Source organism: Thermophagus xiamenensis (assembly GCF_900112795.1).
GTDB classification, from domain to species: domain Bacteria; phylum Bacteroidota; class Bacteroidia; order Bacteroidales; family Marinilabiliaceae; genus Thermophagus; species Thermophagus xiamenensis.
Window position 1 is genome coordinate 25,685 of the sequence record NZ_FONA01000014.1, and the last position, 16,833, is coordinate 42,517.

12 protein-coding genes are annotated in these 16,833 nt (G+C 41.0%); 10 read left to right on the forward strand and 2 right to left on the reverse strand.

From position 1 onward, the window contains the following. Nucleotides 1-283: 283 nt before the first annotated feature. From BM130_RS09575 to dcp, 3 genes are all read left to right on the forward strand, one after another. Nucleotides 284-1,336 carry a nucleoid-associated protein gene (locus BM130_RS09575; protein ID WP_010527805.1) on the forward strand — a complete coding sequence of 351 codons (1,053 nt, stop codon included), beginning with the start codon at nt 284-286 and terminating at the stop codon, nt 1,334-1,336. Between the two features lie 121 nt (nt 1,337-1,457). Beyond that, entirely contained in the window at nt 1,458-1,574 is a 117-nt protein-coding gene (locus BM130_RS15830; RefSeq protein WP_044138704.1) for a 30S ribosomal protein THX, read from the forward strand. Nucleotides 1,575-2,301: 727 nt separating this feature from the next. Beyond that, nucleotides 2,302-4,428 carry a peptidyl-dipeptidase Dcp gene (gene dcp, locus BM130_RS09585; protein WP_010527806.1) on the forward strand — a complete coding sequence of 709 codons (2,127 nt, stop codon included), beginning with the start codon at nt 2,302-2,304 and terminating at the stop codon, nt 4,426-4,428. 23 nt (nt 4,429-4,451) lie between these two features. Here dcp and BM130_RS09590 read toward each other — a convergent pair whose 3' ends face one another. Continuing rightward, a complete protein-coding gene (locus BM130_RS09590; protein WP_010527807.1) occupies nt 4,452-4,640 on the reverse strand; it encodes a hypothetical protein in 189 nt (62 codons plus the stop codon). 334 nt (nt 4,641-4,974) lie between these two features. On the opposite strand from BM130_RS09590, the gene BM130_RS09595 reads away from it, so the two are divergent. The 4 genes from BM130_RS09595 (at nt 4,975) to BM130_RS09610 (ending at nt 11,140) form a co-directional block, all read left to right on the forward strand. Continuing rightward, complete coding sequence (locus BM130_RS09595; protein ID WP_010527808.1) at nt 4,975-5,919, forward strand: endonuclease Q family protein; 945 nt, start codon at nt 4,975-4,977, stop codon at nt 5,917-5,919. Further along, on the forward strand, nt 5,895-7,829 hold the full coding sequence (locus BM130_RS09600) for an ATP-dependent helicase (RefSeq protein ID WP_010527809.1): 1,935 nt from the start codon (nt 5,895-5,897) through the stop codon (nt 7,827-7,829). The genes BM130_RS09595 and BM130_RS09600 overlap by 25 nt, the downstream gene beginning before the upstream one ends. A gap of 105 nt (nt 7,830-7,934) precedes the next feature. Continuing rightward, complete coding sequence (locus tag BM130_RS09605; RefSeq protein ID WP_010527810.1) at nt 7,935-10,310, forward strand: type IA DNA topoisomerase; 2,376 nt, start codon at nt 7,935-7,937, stop codon at nt 10,308-10,310. A gap of 128 nt (nt 10,311-10,438) precedes the next feature. Then, nucleotides 10,439-11,140, forward strand: a complete 702-nt coding sequence (locus BM130_RS09610; protein WP_010527811.1) for a hypothetical protein — start codon at nt 10,439-10,441, stop codon at nt 11,138-11,140. Between the two features lie 610 nt (nt 11,141-11,750). Here the strand turns inward: BM130_RS09610 and BM130_RS09615 are convergent. Continuing rightward, nucleotides 11,751-12,752 carry a metallophosphoesterase gene (locus BM130_RS09615; RefSeq protein WP_010527812.1) on the reverse strand — a complete coding sequence of 334 codons (1,002 nt, stop codon included), beginning with the start codon at nt 12,750-12,752 and terminating at the stop codon, nt 11,751-11,753. Between the two features lie 599 nt (nt 12,753-13,351). Here BM130_RS09615 and BM130_RS09620 point away from each other — a divergent pair. The 3 genes from BM130_RS09620 to BM130_RS09630 all read left to right on the forward strand — a co-directional run bounded on the left by BM130_RS09620 (nt 13,352) and on the right by BM130_RS09630 (nt 16,729). Beyond that, a complete protein-coding gene (locus BM130_RS09620; RefSeq protein ID WP_010527813.1) occupies nt 13,352-14,335 on the forward strand; it encodes a Gfo/Idh/MocA family protein in 984 nt (327 codons plus the stop codon). Between the two features lie 116 nt (nt 14,336-14,451). Beyond that, nucleotides 14,452-15,786 (forward strand): signal recognition particle protein, encoded by a 1,335-nt coding sequence (gene ffh, locus BM130_RS09625; RefSeq protein ID WP_010527814.1) that lies wholly within the window; start codon nt 14,452-14,454, stop codon nt 15,784-15,786. A 64-nt stretch (nt 15,787-15,850) separates the two neighbouring features. Continuing rightward, nucleotides 15,851-16,729, forward strand: a complete 879-nt coding sequence (locus tag BM130_RS09630) for a bifunctional 5,10-methylenetetrahydrofolate dehydrogenase/5,10-methenyltetrahydrofolate cyclohydrolase (protein WP_010527815.1) — start codon at nt 15,851-15,853, stop codon at nt 16,727-16,729. Nucleotides 16,730-16,833 lie beyond the last annotated feature (104 nt).

A 16,833-nucleotide genomic window follows, 5' to 3' on the forward strand; every position in this document is an offset into this window, starting at 1 on the left:
TCGAAAAAGAAATAACTCAAGTACAGGCCTTTTATGCTAATGCAGCATTCCGAGAAACATTCCGAATTAAATTTTTTTTAAATAAAAGTTGGTTGTTTAGTGTGTTTATGATAAGGTGATTTTATTCCCATAGTAAGTCCCTTACATTTTCGGATTTCAATGAAATGTAAGGGACTTTTAATAAGTTTCAGGAAGAATGTTGAGATATAAATAAAGGCTCAATTGTTGTTTTAATTTATTTACGGATTGATTTTTCTAAATTTGCGGGTAAAAAACATTATATATGATTGATTATTCGCAGGTCAGAATTGAAAATATGGTAATTCATCACATAGGATGTCGTACCGAGGGAGAACCTATTAAATTTTCCAAAAGTCCGGTGCGGCTTTTTGATGATGAAACAGTTGGTGATATTTTATTGTCCTATTTTTTTCGGCCTTTTAAAACCGAAGCTTTTTTCAATTTTACCGATGAAAACGAAGAGCCGGAAAATAACCGGATGTTTCAATGGTTATCCGGTGTTTTCGACAGCCCTGATAAGCTTTATGATACCTCTGTAAAAGTGGCCGAACACCTCTATGAACAATCCAATCATCCCAAAATCAGAGGCGGTGAATTTTATATGGTCTATTTCAGCAATTGTGTCGTCGATGGTGAAGTAACCGATGCCATCGGTATTTTTAAAAGTGAAAACAAGGAGACCTATCTGAAAGTATATCTTAAAGACAATACTTTTGAATTGGGGGCTCAGGAAGGAATTAATATCCGCAAGCTGGATAAAGGATGTATTGTCTTTAATACCGAAAAGGAAGCAGGATATAAAGTCACTATGGTCGACAATATTAACAAAGGGCAGGAGGCTCGCTTCTGGAAAGATGATTTTTTGGGTCTTATGCCCAGAGAGGATAACTATTATTTCACAAAAAACTATCTGAATCTTTGCCGTGACTTCGTCACCGATGTTTTCAACGACGAACATGAAGTTCCAAAGCCCGACCAAATAGACCTGTTAAACCGTTCCATCGATTTTTTCAATAAGAACGACAGCTTTAAAAAAGATGATTTTGAACAACAAGTGATACGGCATCCCGAAGTGATTGAGGCGTTTAACGATTTTCGCCAAACGTTTGAAGAAGAAAAGGAACTGCCATTAAACGATAGTTTTGATATTTCAAAAAGTGCTGTTAAAACCGAGAAAAAGTACTTTAAATCTGTTCTTAAGCTCGACAAAAACTTTCATGTATATGTTCATGGTCGGCGCGACCACATCGAACGGGGATTCGATCCCGAAAAAGGTTTAAATTATTACAAATTATATTTTGAAGTAGAACATTAAGGGCCGTAGAGGTAAGCCTTTCCGACCCTTTTCATTATATTTGCAGGTGTTGAGTTTTTTTGTATCAACTATTTTTCAAAGTCGTTAGATTTTAAATTTTTAATTTAAACTTTAATGTATTATGGGAAAAGGTGACAGAAAGACCAGACGCGGTAAATTATTTGCCAAAACTTATGGAAACTCAAGGCCTCGGAATAAGAAAAAGGCCAACGCTAAAAACGAAAAAGAGAACGGTTAGAACTACAAAGGAGGGTGTCTGAAAACTTTTGTTTTTCTATCTGTTTATTAAATATTTGTGTTGAGCTTTTTAAGTACCACACCACAAACAGTGAAAATACAGATTTTTCAGGCACCCTCTTTTCGCTTTTATTTGGTATATTAATTTACAAGGTTTAGGCTTAAGCGTGTTCTTATTTTATTCCTGTTACCGGACTTGTGTCATTTATTAGTGTGATTTATAGAATATACTTTTTTAATGTCTTATACGTAATTATGGTTGCTGACTTTTCCGCATGCTTATTTTGGTAAAGCATTTAAACAACCCTTATACCCGGAAAGTTAATCATAATAAGAGAATGAAACGAGCATGACAGCATTTGTCACAAAAGAGAATGTATAAAACTTTTTGTCATGCGAGTTCCATCAGACCAATGAATTAGATGAATTTTATACTGATGAAACGAGCATGGCGGCTTTTGCCACAAAAGGACATGTATAAAAGACAAAGGCTGAAGTGCACAGGCAGAAACAGGAAGTGGCATTTTCCCATTTATCAATTTCCTGATTTAAGGAAGGATGATTTTCTCTTTTTGAGGTATCAGTTGAGTGCGTAGTGATTTCTTAGAATCTTTAAACTATTTGATTAAGTTGTTTTTGTATAAAAGATATTTTGTAGCCCAAAAGAATTTTATTGAATGGCACAACAAACACCTAAATAAATTGTTCCTAAATTCAATTTAATTACGATGCGAAAAATTAATTTAATTAGTACAGTTGCCCTGGCCATCATCATGTCGGCCTGTGGTAACGGAAAGAGTGCACATCAGGACGATGAGGCATTAAAAAACAACCCGTTAATGAAAGAGAGTACATTACCTTATCATGCGCCCGATTTTGCGGCCATTGAGAATAGCCATTTTAAGCCGGCCCTGGAAGCCGGAATTAAAGAAAAACTGGCAGAAATAGAGGCTATCGCCAACAATCCGGAACCACCTACTTTCGAAAATACTTTGGTTGCTCTGGAAAAAAGCGGACATACCCTCAACAGGGTTTACGGTATCTTTAATATGCTTACCGGTGCTAATACCAATCCCGAATTACAGGCGGTGGAAGAAGAAATTGCCCCCAGGATGGCAAGTCTTAGCGATGCCATTTTTCTTAATGAGAAAATGTTCCAACGTGTAAAAAGCATCTACAATCAGTTAGACCAGTTGAATTTGGATGCTGAGTCGCGTAGATTGGTGGAGTATTACTATGAAAGATTTGTATTAGCAGGAGCCAATTTGTCGCCTGAGGATAAAGAAAAAATGAAAAAACTCAACGAAGAGGAAGCTTTGTTGAGAACTCAATTTGCTAATCGATTATTGGCTGCGGCGAAAAAAGGTGCTTTGGTGGTTGAAGATAAAAGCAAATTAAAGGGCCTGTCCGATGCTGAATTGGAAGCCTTAAAACAAGAACGGGATGGTAAAACCGTTTATGTGTTGCCTTTGCTCAACACCACACAACAACCCTTGTTCTCTTCGCTCGATGACCGTGAAACCCGTCGCGAGTTGTTTCTTAAATCGGTTTCTCGTGCCAGTCAGGGCGATGAAAACGATACCCGGGAAATAATTAAACGTATTGCCAGCATTAGAGCTGAGCAGGCGCAATTGCTCGGTTTTAAAAATTATGCCGAGTGGAACCTGAAAGACCAAATGGCACAAACGCCTGAAGCCGCCAATAAATTTATGGCCGAGTTGGTCCCCGCTACGGTTGCCAAAGCCAAAAAAGAAGCTCAGGAACTACAAAAGTTGATTGACAGGGAAGGCGGTAACTTCAAACTTGAACCCTGGGACTGGAGTTATTACGCTGCCAAATTGCAAAAAGCCAAATATGATTTGGACGAAAATGAAATAAAGCCCTACTTTGAGCTTAACCGCGTACTCGAAGACGGTGTCTTCTTCGCTGCCACCAAACTTTATGGCATTACCTTTAAAGAACGGCATGACATTCCCGTGTATAGTGATGATATGAGGGTTTTTGAAATTTTTAATGAAGATGGCAGTGCTGTCGGACTTTTTTATGTTGACTATTTTAAACGTGATAATAAAGCCGGTGGTGCATGGATGAGTGAAATAATTGGTCAGTCACGACTGCTGAATCAAAAGCCTGTAATTTATAATGTATGTAATTTCCCTAAACCGGCCGAAGGTGAGCCTGCTCTGCTCACTTACGATAATGTTACTACCATGTTCCATGAATTCGGACATGCTTTGCACGGCCTGCTCTCTGACCAAAAATATCCCAGTTTGGCCGGAACCAATGTATCACGCGATTTTGTGGAATTACCTTCTCAAATCAATGAGCATTGGGCTTTGTATCCCGAAGTATTTAACAACTATGCCAAACATTACAAGACCGGTGAGCCCATGCCCAAAGAGTTGGTAGATAAAGTGGTGAAAGCCTCTAAATTTAACCAGGGTTTTGCATTGGCAGAAGTGTTGGCTGCGGCAGGGCTCGATATGCAATGGCATACCATAACTACTGATACATCAATTGACGATGTGGAGGCCTTCGAAAAACAGGCTCTGGAAAATATTAATCTACTTATTCCGCAGATTCCACCAAGATATTCTTCACCCTATTTCTTGCATATCTGGGGACATGGCTATGCCGCCGGATACTACGCCTATCTGTGGGCCGAAATGCTCGATAACGATGCTTTCGCATGGTTCATGGAAAATGGTGGCCTTACTCGTGAAAATGGCCAACGATTCCGTGAAATGATTCTTTCACGTGGAAATTCAGAGGATTTACATAAAATGTTTGTTGATTTCCGTGGCAAAGAACCTGATATTACCCCCATGCTTAAACATCGTGGATTGATTGATTAACATAAAAATCCGAAAGAATATCTTCACAGGCCGGGAAGAACGCCAATGGTTTGGCTGATTCTTCCTGGCTTTCTTTTTTGTAGGATTGGGTCCCCCAAAAAATGGTCTGGAATTTCTTCTGTTTTGTCGACAATAGTCCACGGCTGGTCGATTCCATTTTTTTCCGGAGGTTTACGCATCAATATTTGTATCACAAATAATAAGGTAAGCATGAAAAATAGAATAAATTTGGGGTTAGGGTAGTTTTCGCAACAAAGAAACTCTGTTTTGAATAGAAATGGCTTTTCATTAATTGAACAGCGTATAACGAGGTCTTTTCCTGTGTTGATTAGCTTTTTTTACGATTTCCGGAATTTCTTTGGGCGAAAACATTTTTCGAATGAGGCTGATAATTTTAAAGTTATCAGCCTTATTCTTTTTTTTGTTTTTGTCTTCAGCTTTAATGGCTTATCTTTATTACTGATGCTTATAATTTGTCCTTTTTTATTCTTTCGGTGTGAAAATGATTATTAATTTTATGGTTCATTTTTAATTTTCACTTGCCAAATGTTCTTTATTGCAGACCTTCATGTACATTCCCGCTTTTCACGAGCTACCAGTAAAAATCTGAATTTGGAGGCGTTATATCAGTGGGCACGGATTAAAGGAATCAATGTTGTTGGAACGGGAGATTTTACACATCCCCAATGGTTTAAGGAGATTCAGGAAAAACTGGAGCCCGATGGTTCCGGTTTCTTTAAGATGAAAAATCCGCCTCGTGAACCGGGGTTGCCGGGTGCAAAGGTGAGTGACACTACAGTACGCTTTTGTTTGTCTTCCGAAATCAGTTCCATCTATAAATATGGTGATAAGGTGCGGAAAAATCATAACTTGATTTTTGCACCCGATTTGGAGACCGTTTCCGAAATTAATGCCCGCCTATCTCAAATCGGTAATTTGACCGCCGACGGACGACCAATCCTGGGCCTGCCATCTCGCGACCTGCTGGAAATCATTACCGAATGTTCTGAGCGTTCTTATTTAATTCCTGCTCATGTATGGACGCCTTGGTTTAGTACTTTGGGCTCGAAGGGTGGTTATGACAGTGTAGATGAGTGTTTCAGAGATTTGTCTCATCTGATTTTTGCATTGGAAACGGGTTTGTCGTCCGATCCTGCCATGAACTGGCATTGGAGTGCCCTGGACCGTTTTGCCCTCATATCCAATTCCGATGCTCATTCAGCACAAAAGTTGGGCAGAGAGGCTACATTGTTCGATACCGAAATGAGTTACGACGCCATGTTTCACGCCCTAAAAAGCCGTGACGGATTTTTGGGTACTTATGAATTTTTTCCTCAGGAAGGAAAATACCATCTGGATGGACACCGAAAGTGCGGCGTTTCTCTGAACCCATCTCAAACTAACTATCGTTCTTCGGGATCGCCGATGTTCCCCCAAAAGAAAAAATTAAGAGTGGCGATAACGGGATGGTCACTTCTTTACAGGAATTAAGTGCTGTTGCTGATTCTGACCCGAAAACTGAATATAAAGGGTTGAATGAGGAGCAAAAAAAAGTTAGAGATATTCTTACCGGTGCGGTGTTGGTCAAAGCAGGACCCGGAACCGGAAAAACAAGGACTATGATCCATTGGATACAAAACCAAATAGCCAATGGGGGTGTTAAGCCAAATGAAATAATTGCCATCACATTTACCAATAAGGCTGCCGATGAAATAGAAGAACGTTTGGATAACATTGTAGGTAATGATACGGAGAAGGTCACTGCCGGCACTTTCCATTCTATTGCCTGGAAGATGTTAAGAGATCATTCCCCAAATTTGAAGGTGATTTTCGATGAAAACAATCGGCTCTCAATCTTACGTCTTCTTTTTCCTGAGCTGGGCAACAAGCAATGTCGCGGTCTTTCTCAACGAATGGCGGCATTCTTTGAGGGGCGGCAGGTGGAGCAAGAGGCGTCTTTCCCGGAATATGTCTCAGGTTATCGTGAATATCTGTTGCAACAAGGTGCAGTGGATATTTCCGATATTATTGGTCAACTGGTTTTATTTTGGAAAGAAAACCCGGAAGCTTTACAATATCATCGAAAAAGAGTTAGAGCCATTGCCATCGACGAATTTCAGGATATCAATGCCATCCAATATGAGTTTATTCGTCTTTTAGGGAAGGATTGTAATATTCTGGCCATTGGTGATCCCGATCAATCTATTTATGGCTTCAGGGGGTCGGATGTGAGGCTTTTCTTCCGGTTCCAAAATGAATTTAAGCCTGAGACCATTAGTCTTGCCCGAAATTACAGAAGCATACCTGCTGTAGTTAACGCTGCCTCGGCACTGATTCGACACAATACCCTTCGAAGTGGTGTTTCTTTACATCCGCAAAGAGAGGGAGTACAAAAGATTTCTGTTTTCAATGGCGCAACATGCGCGCATGAGGCTGATTTTATCCTTCATGAGATCGAAAAATTAGTGGGTGGGTTCAATCTGCTTTCAAGCGCAGAAGCTTTTGACGGAAATTATGCCTTTTCAGATATTGCAGTCCTCTACCGCACCCATCAGGTGGGACGACAGTTGCATGAGAAGCTGAAAAAGGCCAATATTCCGGTGGTGATGGCCGATGGAAACAGATGGTTGTCGGAACCGCCTTTCTCGATTCTTACCAATACAATCCGTCTTTTTCTGAATCCCGATAACCGGATAGCGTTGGAAGATATTTTACATGTATTGTCAAACTCTAATTCGGAAAATGTGCGGGCGTTTATGGTCCGTCTATTCGACAAAAACGAAGATTGGCGCCAGGCTGCCTGTTCTTATTTTAATGGTAAGTTTTTGGAAAGATGGAAAGAATGGCTCGGCTTGTATAAGGAAATACCTGATATTTTGAAGCAATCAGGTGTTAAGGGATTGGCAGAAAAGGTCTTTGAACTTTATCTCTCAGCTGATATTGACAATCCTGAGCAACAACTAAAAATGGATACCATTCTTTCACAAGCTTCTGATGCCGGAGCTGATATCGCCGGGTTTTTGGAGGATGCACTTCTGGATCCTTTTACCGACCCTGTCCTAAACGGCAATAATGGTATCCGGTTATTAACTTTTCATGCTGCCAAAGGATTGGAGTTCCCCGTGGTTTTCCTGTGTGGTGCGGAAGAGGGTATTACACCAGCCAACCATTCCGACAGCAAAAGGGAAGAGGAGCGACGTCTGTTTTATGTTGCCATGACTCGTGCCCGCGATAAATTATATGTAACATGGGCATCAAGGCGAAAAATTTTCGGCAAGGAATGCGACCAAAAACCATCATCATTTATTTCAGAAATTCCCTCGCAGCTGATTGAGCGGGTATTTCCTTCTCGTAAATCTAAGATAAAGGCCGATCCTGACACGCAACTTTCATTGTTTTAGTGGCGCATTAACGCTGCCATGCATAGTGCATTCCGAACAATATCCCGGAAATCCCAAACTATTTTTATTATCTTCGCACTACATCTGAACAATCTCATCCGTTTTATGAAGGTATGTATAGCCGAAAAACCCTCGGTAGCCAGAGAAATTGCACGCGTATTGGGTGCAAGACACCAGCGCGACGGTTATTTTGAAGGAAACAACTACTGTGTTACCTGGACTTTCGGACATCTATGCACACTTAAAGAACCTCATGACTATACCCCCGACTGGAAACGATGGCGTCTCAACACATTGCCTATCATTCCCGAAAAGTTTGGCATTAAACTGCTGAGCAATCAGGGAGTGATGAAGCAGTTTAAAATCATAGCCCGCCTCGTGGAAGAGGCCGAGGAAGTGATTAACTGCGGTGATGCAGGCCAGGAGGGAGAGCTGATTCAACGATGGGTTTTGCAAAAGGCCGGGTGTAAATGTCCCGTAAAACGGCTGTGGGTATCTTCGCTTACCGAAGAGGCCTTAAAAGAAGGGTTTGATAAGCTTTACGATGCTTCAGACTTTGATCGTTTGTATGCTGCGGGCAGTATGCGTGCCATTGGCGACTGGCTGCTGGGTATTAATGCTACCCGGCTTTATACGCTTAAATATGGTCAACAAGGACAGGTCTTATCCATCGGGAGGGTTCAAACACCAACTTTGGCATTGATAGTTCAGCGACAGAAAGAGATTGATAACTTTGTGCCACAACCTTATTGGGAATTAAAAACCATTTATAAAAATGTAACTTTTTCGGCTGCAGAAGGGAGATTCTTTAAAAAGGAAGAAGCTCAACAGGCTCTGGAAATTATCAAAAATAAACCTTTTGAAATTACCAGCTTTAAACGGAAAAAAGGAAAAGAAGCCCCGCCACGACTCTTTGACTTGACGGCTCTTCAGGTGGAATGCAACCGACGTTTCGGATTTTCGGCCGACGAGACGCTTAAAATCATTCAATCGCTTTACGAAAAAAAGGTTACAACCTATCCGCGTGTCGACACCACTTTTCTGAGCAATGACATTTACCCTAAAATTCCGGGTATTCTCAAGGGACTAAAACCTTACGAACAGCTGGTGCAACCCTTACTCGGGAAAAAAATCAAAAAATCCAAAAAGGTTTTTGACGATAAAAAGGTTACCGACCACCATGCCATCATTCCTACAGGACAAATACCGGCAGGACTTAGTCGTAACGAAAAATTGGTCTTCGATCGGGTGGCCCGGCGCTTTATTGCGGCTTTCTGGCCCGACAGCATCATTTCAACTACCACCGTCGAAGGAATCGTGGAAACAGTGAAATTTAAAACTTCCGGAAAACAAATTCTTGATCCCGGCTGGCGAAAAGTATTTCAAACCGGCTCTGACACAAATCCCGGAGATGATGACAATGTGTTGCCTGAATTTGAAAAGGGAGAAAGCGGTCCACATGAGCCCGACCTGCAGGAAAAAGAGACACAGCCGCCCAAGCCCTATACCGAAGCCACTTTGTTGAGGGCTATGGAAACCGCAGGAAAACAGGTGGATGACGAGGAACTACGAGACCTTATGAAAGAAAACGGCATAGGAAGGCCATCAACACGCGCTGCCATCATCGAAACGCTTTTTAAACGTCGGTACATTACCAAAAACAGAAAAAGCCTGGTACCCACCATCACGGGCATTCAACTGATAGATACCATCCGAAATGACCTGCTTAAGTCGGTGGAATTGACCGGTATGTGGGAGAAAAAATTACGTGACATTGAAAACGGCAAATACGATGTGAAAGCCTTCATGGAGGAAATGAAGGTTATGGTTAACGAGGTGGTTACCGTGGTTAAAAACGATTATTCTCAACACAAAATTGAGGTTACTGAAGAGCTTTTAAAAGAAGCCAAAGCCCGAAATAAGCAACATAACCAATCTAAAGACGACAATCCGGAGAAAATAGCTTGTCCGCGTTGTGGCCGGGGCGTCATGCTCAAAGGCAAACAATATTGGGGCTGCTCACGCTATAAAGAGGGGTGTAAAACATTAATCCCTTTTGAGTATTTAAATAAGAAGTTGACAGACAAGCAGATTGAGACACTTCTGAGAAATGGTAAAACAGGTCTTATTAAAGGGTTCGAATTAAATGGGGAAAAGGTGGATGGTAAGCTCTGGCTCGATGACAACTATCAGCTCCGGCTCGAAAAATACGAGACACCCGAGTGGATTTGTCCGGCATGCAAACAGGGGCGTATTGTAAAAGGTAAAAATGCTTGGGGCTGTATCCGTTATCGGGAAGGTTGTCGGGTTATTATTCCTTTTGTATTTATGGGCAAAAAACTTACCGAAAAGCAGGCCGAAACATTGATTCTTAAAGGTAAAACCAATGTGCTGAAAGGATTTAAAGCTGAGGATGGCACCGAAAAAAAAGGAAGACTTATCTGGAATGATGATTTCCGGGTGGTGCTCGATGAACGGTAAGAAAAAATTGAGAAACATTTTATTTGAATGGGATTGAGGATGATAGGGAAGAGTATTGAATAATCTTCTTTTTTTGATGTCTGTTTCTTATTATCGCACTTAAGGTTTGATATAAATCCCATAAACCCATGTCCCGTAAAGAGTTTGAGCAATTATTGCCTTTGTTGGAAGATATCCCTGAAAAGGAGGTGATACGTCCGCACATTCCGGTAGCTGTTGAGCTTCAGGAAGCAGAAAACCTCTATTGGTGGTGCCAAAACGATAAGGAACCGTTAGTGGCATCCGGTCTTGACTGGTCAGTGGTGGAATCGTTGCCTGAGAGGACTGATGCCTGCCGATATGCCGAAAGTGTATGGAAACAATATTACCATTCCCGAAAGGAACGTAATAGTCTGCTGAGAAAAAAAATACGGGAAGGATTTGCCCTTCGAACCCGATTGCTTCAATTTTTCGACTTTGCCTTTCGGAATGATTCCGGCTGGAAAGGTAAATCACGTGCCATTAAAAATAGCAGGAAAAATGTGGCGATGATTCAGCATCTTATTGATTTATCGGTTATTGGTAAAGCAAATGCGAAAATTTTGGAAGCAATAAGTTTTGATATGTCTTTGCTCGATGCAGCCGTCCGCAAAAGTGAAGAACTGGCCTACATGTATGCCCAACATAATGATGAGGTAGCTAAGCAGAACCGGTTAATGGATTTAAGAAACCGTAGTTATACCTACCTTAAACAGGCCATGATTACCATTAGGGAACATGGTCGATTTGCTTTCCGTGACTGTCCCGGTCGGCGAAAAGGGTACATTTCTCATTACAGGAAGCTGCATTGATTTTTTCTGTGGCTTAAAGCCGCATCTTCTTAAATAAGTTTTCAATACCCTTTCTAATTTTCTTACTTTCCGGTAAAAAATATAACTTTCCTCATGGTGGGGGACAAATAAATTTAAATGGGGAACTAATAATTTTTACTGGGGAATGTATAATTTTTAATGGGGAACAAGTAAATTCAAATGGGGAATAAATAAACCAAAACCGGATAAGTAAATTTTTAGTTAATATTTGCTTAATAAAACGGAGGAACCACACAATAAAAAAAGAAATACCATTTTGAAAAAAGCGAATAAAAAAGGTGCAGGTAAGAAGCTAAATTTTAGATGGGCTACAATGTTTTTTATCAATCGGAGTCAATTACTGTATTATCTTATTAATTGTAACATCATGCCTATTGCAACAAGCATTATAAATTCAAAAGGTAATTCAATCAGCTCAAACTTTTTATTCCATTAATGTTTATTTTGGTCGTTGGGCCTTGGTCGAATAGTGTTGAATATTTGTGTATATGCATTAATCCTAAATCCATATGTAAAGGCAAAATATTTTTAAAATTGTTGATTCCTCGTCCTTTCTAATAACCTAATAACCTAATGGCCTGATTTAATCTTATTTCAATGCTGTTTTTTTTCCTTGAAACACAAAATTGGTCATTTTAATGTGGTTTTCTCCGTTCCATCGGTAGGCAGCCAATTGACCTTCATTGGCTAAACAATTATCAACACAACAAACATTGCTGGCAGCCATCATCTGAGTTGAAGGAACACAATAATGTCCTACAAAAACGGGCGGAGCATCGGATGGATATACTTCAAAATTTTCAATGATTTCGGGAGGAACAGTATAGTCCGGAAGAATAAATTTATTACCGTATCCCAATTGACGGAAAGTTTTTCCGTATGGCTCTTCCCACCATCTTACACGGAAACCGGTGCGGCGGATATTCTTTTGATCTTTGATGATTAAATCATGTGGCATGTTGATTTCAATCCCCCGTGTGGTTTGTCGAATGGCTTTGCTTATTGCTGTTTCGGGCGAAAATACTTTATAGAGAATTTTTTTAGTAAGCTTCCCCTTTGTAAGCGTATTTTTGATGAGTTCTATATGCGAATTGTTCCAATAGGCATGAACGATGCGAACTGGTCCCAGATCGAGGGCAAAAGGCAGGCGTCGCAGCCATTTGACATCGGCCTTTAGCTTATCTTTTTCGTACATGTATTCGGCCTTAATTTTATCCATCAATTTTTTATTGGACCCTGTTGCCGGCTTAAAGGGTGTGTTATCGTAATTTTTGGTAAAATGTCCGATTACATTCATTTCATGATTCCCCAGAATGGCCATTCCACTGCCGTATTCTACCATTTGTTTAACAATATTAATGGTTTCACGGGTTTGGGGTCCACGGCAGGTGAAATCACCTACAAAGATGGCTTTTCGTTTGGGGTGGAACCATACCCCATTTATGTTTTCATAATCCATTTGCTTTAAAAGCAATTGAAGCTCATAGGCATAGCCATGTACATCGCCTATAATATCATAAAAGGTTTCTTGCTTTCTATAGGGTTTGACCCCAATGGAAATTTTGGCCTTGTTTATATTTTTTAATACCATGTTCCAATATTAATATTGCAATGCATGAACAAAAGTGATAATTATTTCTTTTTTAATGCACAGAATGGATATTAAATTTTCTTTCCATTCATTTTGATACCCGGAAATTCCCGGTATGATTGGAAAAAAGAATCCTGCGTTATAAAGTAAAAAGTTTAGAGACTGCAGGCAGGAATAGTCATTAGTGATTAGTCAACAGTCAGTAGTGGTTAGTGTTAATGGACTAATGACTATTTTTAAGAACCAATAGTTAAATGAAACAGGTAGATTTTATACGGATGAAACGAGCATGGCGGCTGTTGCCACAAAAGGACATGTATAAAAGACAAAGGCAGAAGTGCACAGGCAGAAGGCAGAAGAAGTCAACAGTCATTAGTGAATTGTGTTGATAAACTTATTACTAATCACTAACCACTAATCACTAATGACTAACAACTAACCACTAATGACTACTTATAAGAAGCAGTGTATCAACGAAGTAAGTAAATTTATACGAATGAAACGAGCATGACAATGAGAGATTTTCACAACAGAGAATGTATAAAATTCTTTGTCATGCGAGTTCCATTAGACCAATGAATTAGATAAATTATATACTAATGAAAAAGATAATAAAATGGGGCATTATTGGTTGCGGAGATGTGACCGAACTAAAAAGCGGACCGGCTTTTAACAAAGTGGAGGGTTCTCAGCTGGTAGCAGTTATGCGCCGAAATAAAGATAAAGCGCGTGATTATGCGCTGCGACACAGAGTGCCTAAATGGTACTCGGATGCCGATGCTTTGATTCATGACGATGAGGTTAATGCAGTGTATATTGCTACACCGCCCTCGTCGCATGCTGAATATGCCATCAAAGCTATGGAGGCGGGGAAACCGGTCTATGTGGAGAAGCCTATGGCCGCAACCTATCAGCAATGTCTTAAGATGAATGAAGTGAGTCAAAAAACAGGAGTTCCGCTGTTTGTGGCATATTATCGCCGTACGTTGCCCGGTTTTTGTAAGGTTAAATCGCTGATAGAAGAAGGCACAATAGGGAAACCGTTAGTGGTCAATGTTATGCTTGTCAGGCCCCCGAAGAAGGAAGAAATTGACAAGGACAACCCCGCCTGGCGTGTGCTGCCCGACATTGCCGGCGGAGGTATTTTTTATGATTTGGCATCGCATCAACTCGATTTTTTGGATTTTCTTTTTGGTCCTATTATTAAAGTGTCGGGAAGTGCCAAAAATTTTGGCGGCTATTATCCCGCAGAAGATACAGTGGTAGCTCAAATGGAGTTTGAAAACGGCGTTTTGGGCAGTGGCACCTGGAGCTTTGTCAGCGATTCCTCTTCCACACGAGATGTGATGGAAATTATTGGTACAGAAGGACGAATTGAGTTCTCTTCGTTCGGACATGAGCCTGTTTTGCTGTTTAACGGGTACAACTTTCAGGAGTTTCCCTATATAAATCCGGAAAATATTCAATACAACCTTATTCGCAATGTTGTTGAAGCCATTAGAAGAGAAGCTGACTGCGTAAGCACCGGCATAACAGCAGCCCGGACTAATTTGGTTATGGAAAAGATTATATATCAAAAATGATTATGAAATTATGTATCGGGTGTTTTATGGAAAATAGTAGGGTTCGATATTTCTTTGGGCTTCTTATATCACAGATATTTTTTTATTTTTGCATCCGAATTTAAACCTGAAGAAGGATGTTTGAGAATCTGTCGGAAAGACTAGAGCGATCATTTAAGATACTTAAAGGCCAGGGGCGGATCACGGAAATTAATGTGGCCGAAACCCTTAAAGATATTCGTCGTGCCTTGCTGGATGCCGATGTTAACTACAAAACGGCCAAAACCTTTACCGAAACGGTTAAGGAAAAAGCTTTGGGACAAAATGTGCTGACGGCTGTTAAGCCGCAGCAGATGATGGTGAAAATTGTCCACGATGAGTTAGCCCAACTTATGGGTGGTACTTCCACCGATATTAATTTAAAAGGAAATCCGGCCGTTATTTTGATTGCCGGCCTTCAGGGTTCCGGTAAAACCACATTTTCGGGAAAGCTGGCCAACCTGATAAAGAGCAAGCGAGGCAAACATCCTGTTTTGGTTGCCGGCGACGTTTATCGTCCTGCGGCTATCAACCAGCTTCAGGTGTTAGGTGAACAAATTGGAGTTCCCGTTTATACCGAAGAAGGGAATACCGATCCGGTAAAGATTGCTAAAGCCGGTATCAAGGAAGCCAAAGCTAAAGGACATGATGTTGTCATCATCGATACTGCCGGTCGTCTGGCCATCGATGAGGAGATGATGAATGAGATTTCGGCTATCAAAGAGGCTGTGAAACCTCACGAAACCCTTTTTGTGGTCGATGCCATGACCGGTCAGGATGCCGTTAACACTGCCAAAGAGTTTAACGACCGCCTGGATTTTGACGGGGTAGTACTCACCAAACTTGACGGGGATACCCGTGGTGGTGCTGCCATATCGATTCGTAGTGTGGTGGATAAGCCCATCAAATTTGTGGGGATGGGTGAGAAGATGGATGCCCTGGATGTTTTCCACCCCTCTCGGATGGCCGACCGTATTCTGGGCATGGGGGATATTGTTTCGCTGGTTGAAAAAGCCCAGGAACAATATGATGCCGAAGAAGCCAGAAAGCTGCAGAAAAAAATTGCCAAAAATCAGTTCAATTTCGATGACTTTTTAGGACAAATACGCCAAATTAAAAAGATGGGTAATCTGAAAGATTTGGCGGCTATGATCCCCGGAATGGGTAAAATGCTGAAAAACGTTGATATTGACGACGATGCTTTCAAGGGCGTAGAGGCTATCATCTCATCTATGACCCCTCAGGAAAGGCAAAATCCCTCAATTATTAATGGCAGTCGGAGAAAACGTATTGCAGCTGGGAGTGGAACATCCATTCAGGAAGTCAACCGATTAATTAAGCAGTTTGAGGATACGCGCAAAGCCATGCGGATGATGACGCAAGGCAAGAACCTCTCGAAGATGATGAACAGTTTTATGATGGGACGCAGATAAATTTTAAAAAGGAGAAGTCGCAGTTGAGCGGCTTCTCCTTTTTACTTTTAAATATAGAATAATTATGCAACTACTCGACGGAAAAGCTACAGCACTCAATATAAAGGCAGAGATTGCAGAAGAAGTTAAAAAAATGAAAGCCAAGGGGATTAGGGAACCCCATTTGGTGGCTGTTCTGGTAGGGCATGACGGCGGCAGTGAAAGTTATGTGGCCTATAAAATTAAGGATTGCAAGGAAGTAGGCTTCAAATCGACGCTGATACGCTATGAGGATGATGTAACCGAAGAAGAGCTGCTGAAATGCGTTGATGATTTGAATAATGATAGTGAGGTTGATGGTTTTATTGTTCAACTGCCACTACCTAAACATATTTCGGAAGAAAAAATAACTTTAGCCATAGATCCCCGAAAGGATGTAGACGGTTTTCATCCTCAAAATGTTGGACTGATGACTATGGGTATGCCGGCTTTTGTGTCGGCCACACCCCAGGGCATTGTAGAACTTATTAGGCGTTATGGCATTGAGACTTCCGGGAAACATGTCGTTGTATTAGGTCGAAGTAACATTGTTGGGCGTCCCGTTAGTGTGTTGTTGTCGCAAAAGAGTGAGCCCGGAAATGCTACCGTAACAGTATGTCATAGTCGGACACAAAATCTGCCGGATATTTGTCGGCAAGCAGACATCTTAATTGCCGCATTGGGTAGCCCGGGTTTTGTTACCGCCGACATGGTGAAAGAAGGAGCTGTAGTAATTGATGTTGGTACTACGCGTGTTCCTTCCGATAAAACCAGGTCTGGGTTTAAATTAATGGGCGATGTGCGCTTTGAAGAAGTGGCCCCCAAATGCAGTTATATTACACCGGTTCCTGGCGGGGTTGGGCCTATGACCCGTGCATCTTTGCTAATTAATACCCTTAAGGCCGCCAAACAACGAACTAACTGATAGCGGAATAAATTGTTAGGAAATAAAAGTACAGAAATGTTGTTGTAAATAGGGGAGAAGAAAGAAGGTTTATACATTAATGGCCGGTATACAGAATCAAATAA

What these genes read in the sequence shown, in the direction of transcription:
- ffh (WP_010527814.1), top strand. Translation starts at nt 14,452, where the DNA reads ATGTTTGAGAATCTGTCGGAAAGACTAGAGCGATCATTTAAGATACTT.
- BM130_RS09605 (WP_010527810.1), top strand. Translation starts at nt 7,935, where the DNA reads ATGAAGGTATGTATAGCCGAAAAACCCTCGGTAGCCAGAGAAATTGCA.
- BM130_RS09595 (WP_010527808.1), top strand. Translation starts at nt 4,975, where the DNA reads ATGTTCTTTATTGCAGACCTTCATGTACATTCCCGCTTTTCACGAGCT.
- dcp (WP_010527806.1), top strand. Translation starts at nt 2,302, where the DNA reads ATGCGAAAAATTAATTTAATTAGTACAGTTGCCCTGGCCATCATCATG.
- BM130_RS09620 (WP_010527813.1), top strand. Translation starts at nt 13,352, where the DNA reads ATGAAAAAGATAATAAAATGGGGCATTATTGGTTGCGGAGATGTGACC.
- BM130_RS09610 (WP_010527811.1), top strand. Translation starts at nt 10,439, where the DNA reads ATGTCCCGTAAAGAGTTTGAGCAATTATTGCCTTTGTTGGAAGATATC.
- BM130_RS09600 (WP_010527809.1), top strand. Translation starts at nt 5,895, where the DNA reads ATGGTCACTTCTTTACAGGAATTAAGTGCTGTTGCTGATTCTGACCCG.
- BM130_RS09630 (WP_010527815.1), top strand. Translation starts at nt 15,851, where the DNA reads ATGCAACTACTCGACGGAAAAGCTACAGCACTCAATATAAAGGCAGAG.
- BM130_RS15830 (WP_044138704.1), top strand. Translation starts at nt 1,458, where the DNA reads ATGGGAAAAGGTGACAGAAAGACCAGACGCGGTAAATTATTTGCCAAA.
- BM130_RS09590 (WP_010527807.1), bottom strand. Translation starts at nt 4,640, where the DNA reads ATGCTTACCTTATTATTTGTGATACAAATATTGATGCGTAAACCTCCG.
- BM130_RS09615 (WP_010527812.1), bottom strand. Translation starts at nt 12,752, where the DNA reads ATGGTATTAAAAAATATAAACAAGGCCAAAATTTCCATTGGGGTCAAA.
- BM130_RS09575 (WP_010527805.1), top strand. Translation starts at nt 284, where the DNA reads ATGATTGATTATTCGCAGGTCAGAATTGAAAATATGGTAATTCATCAC.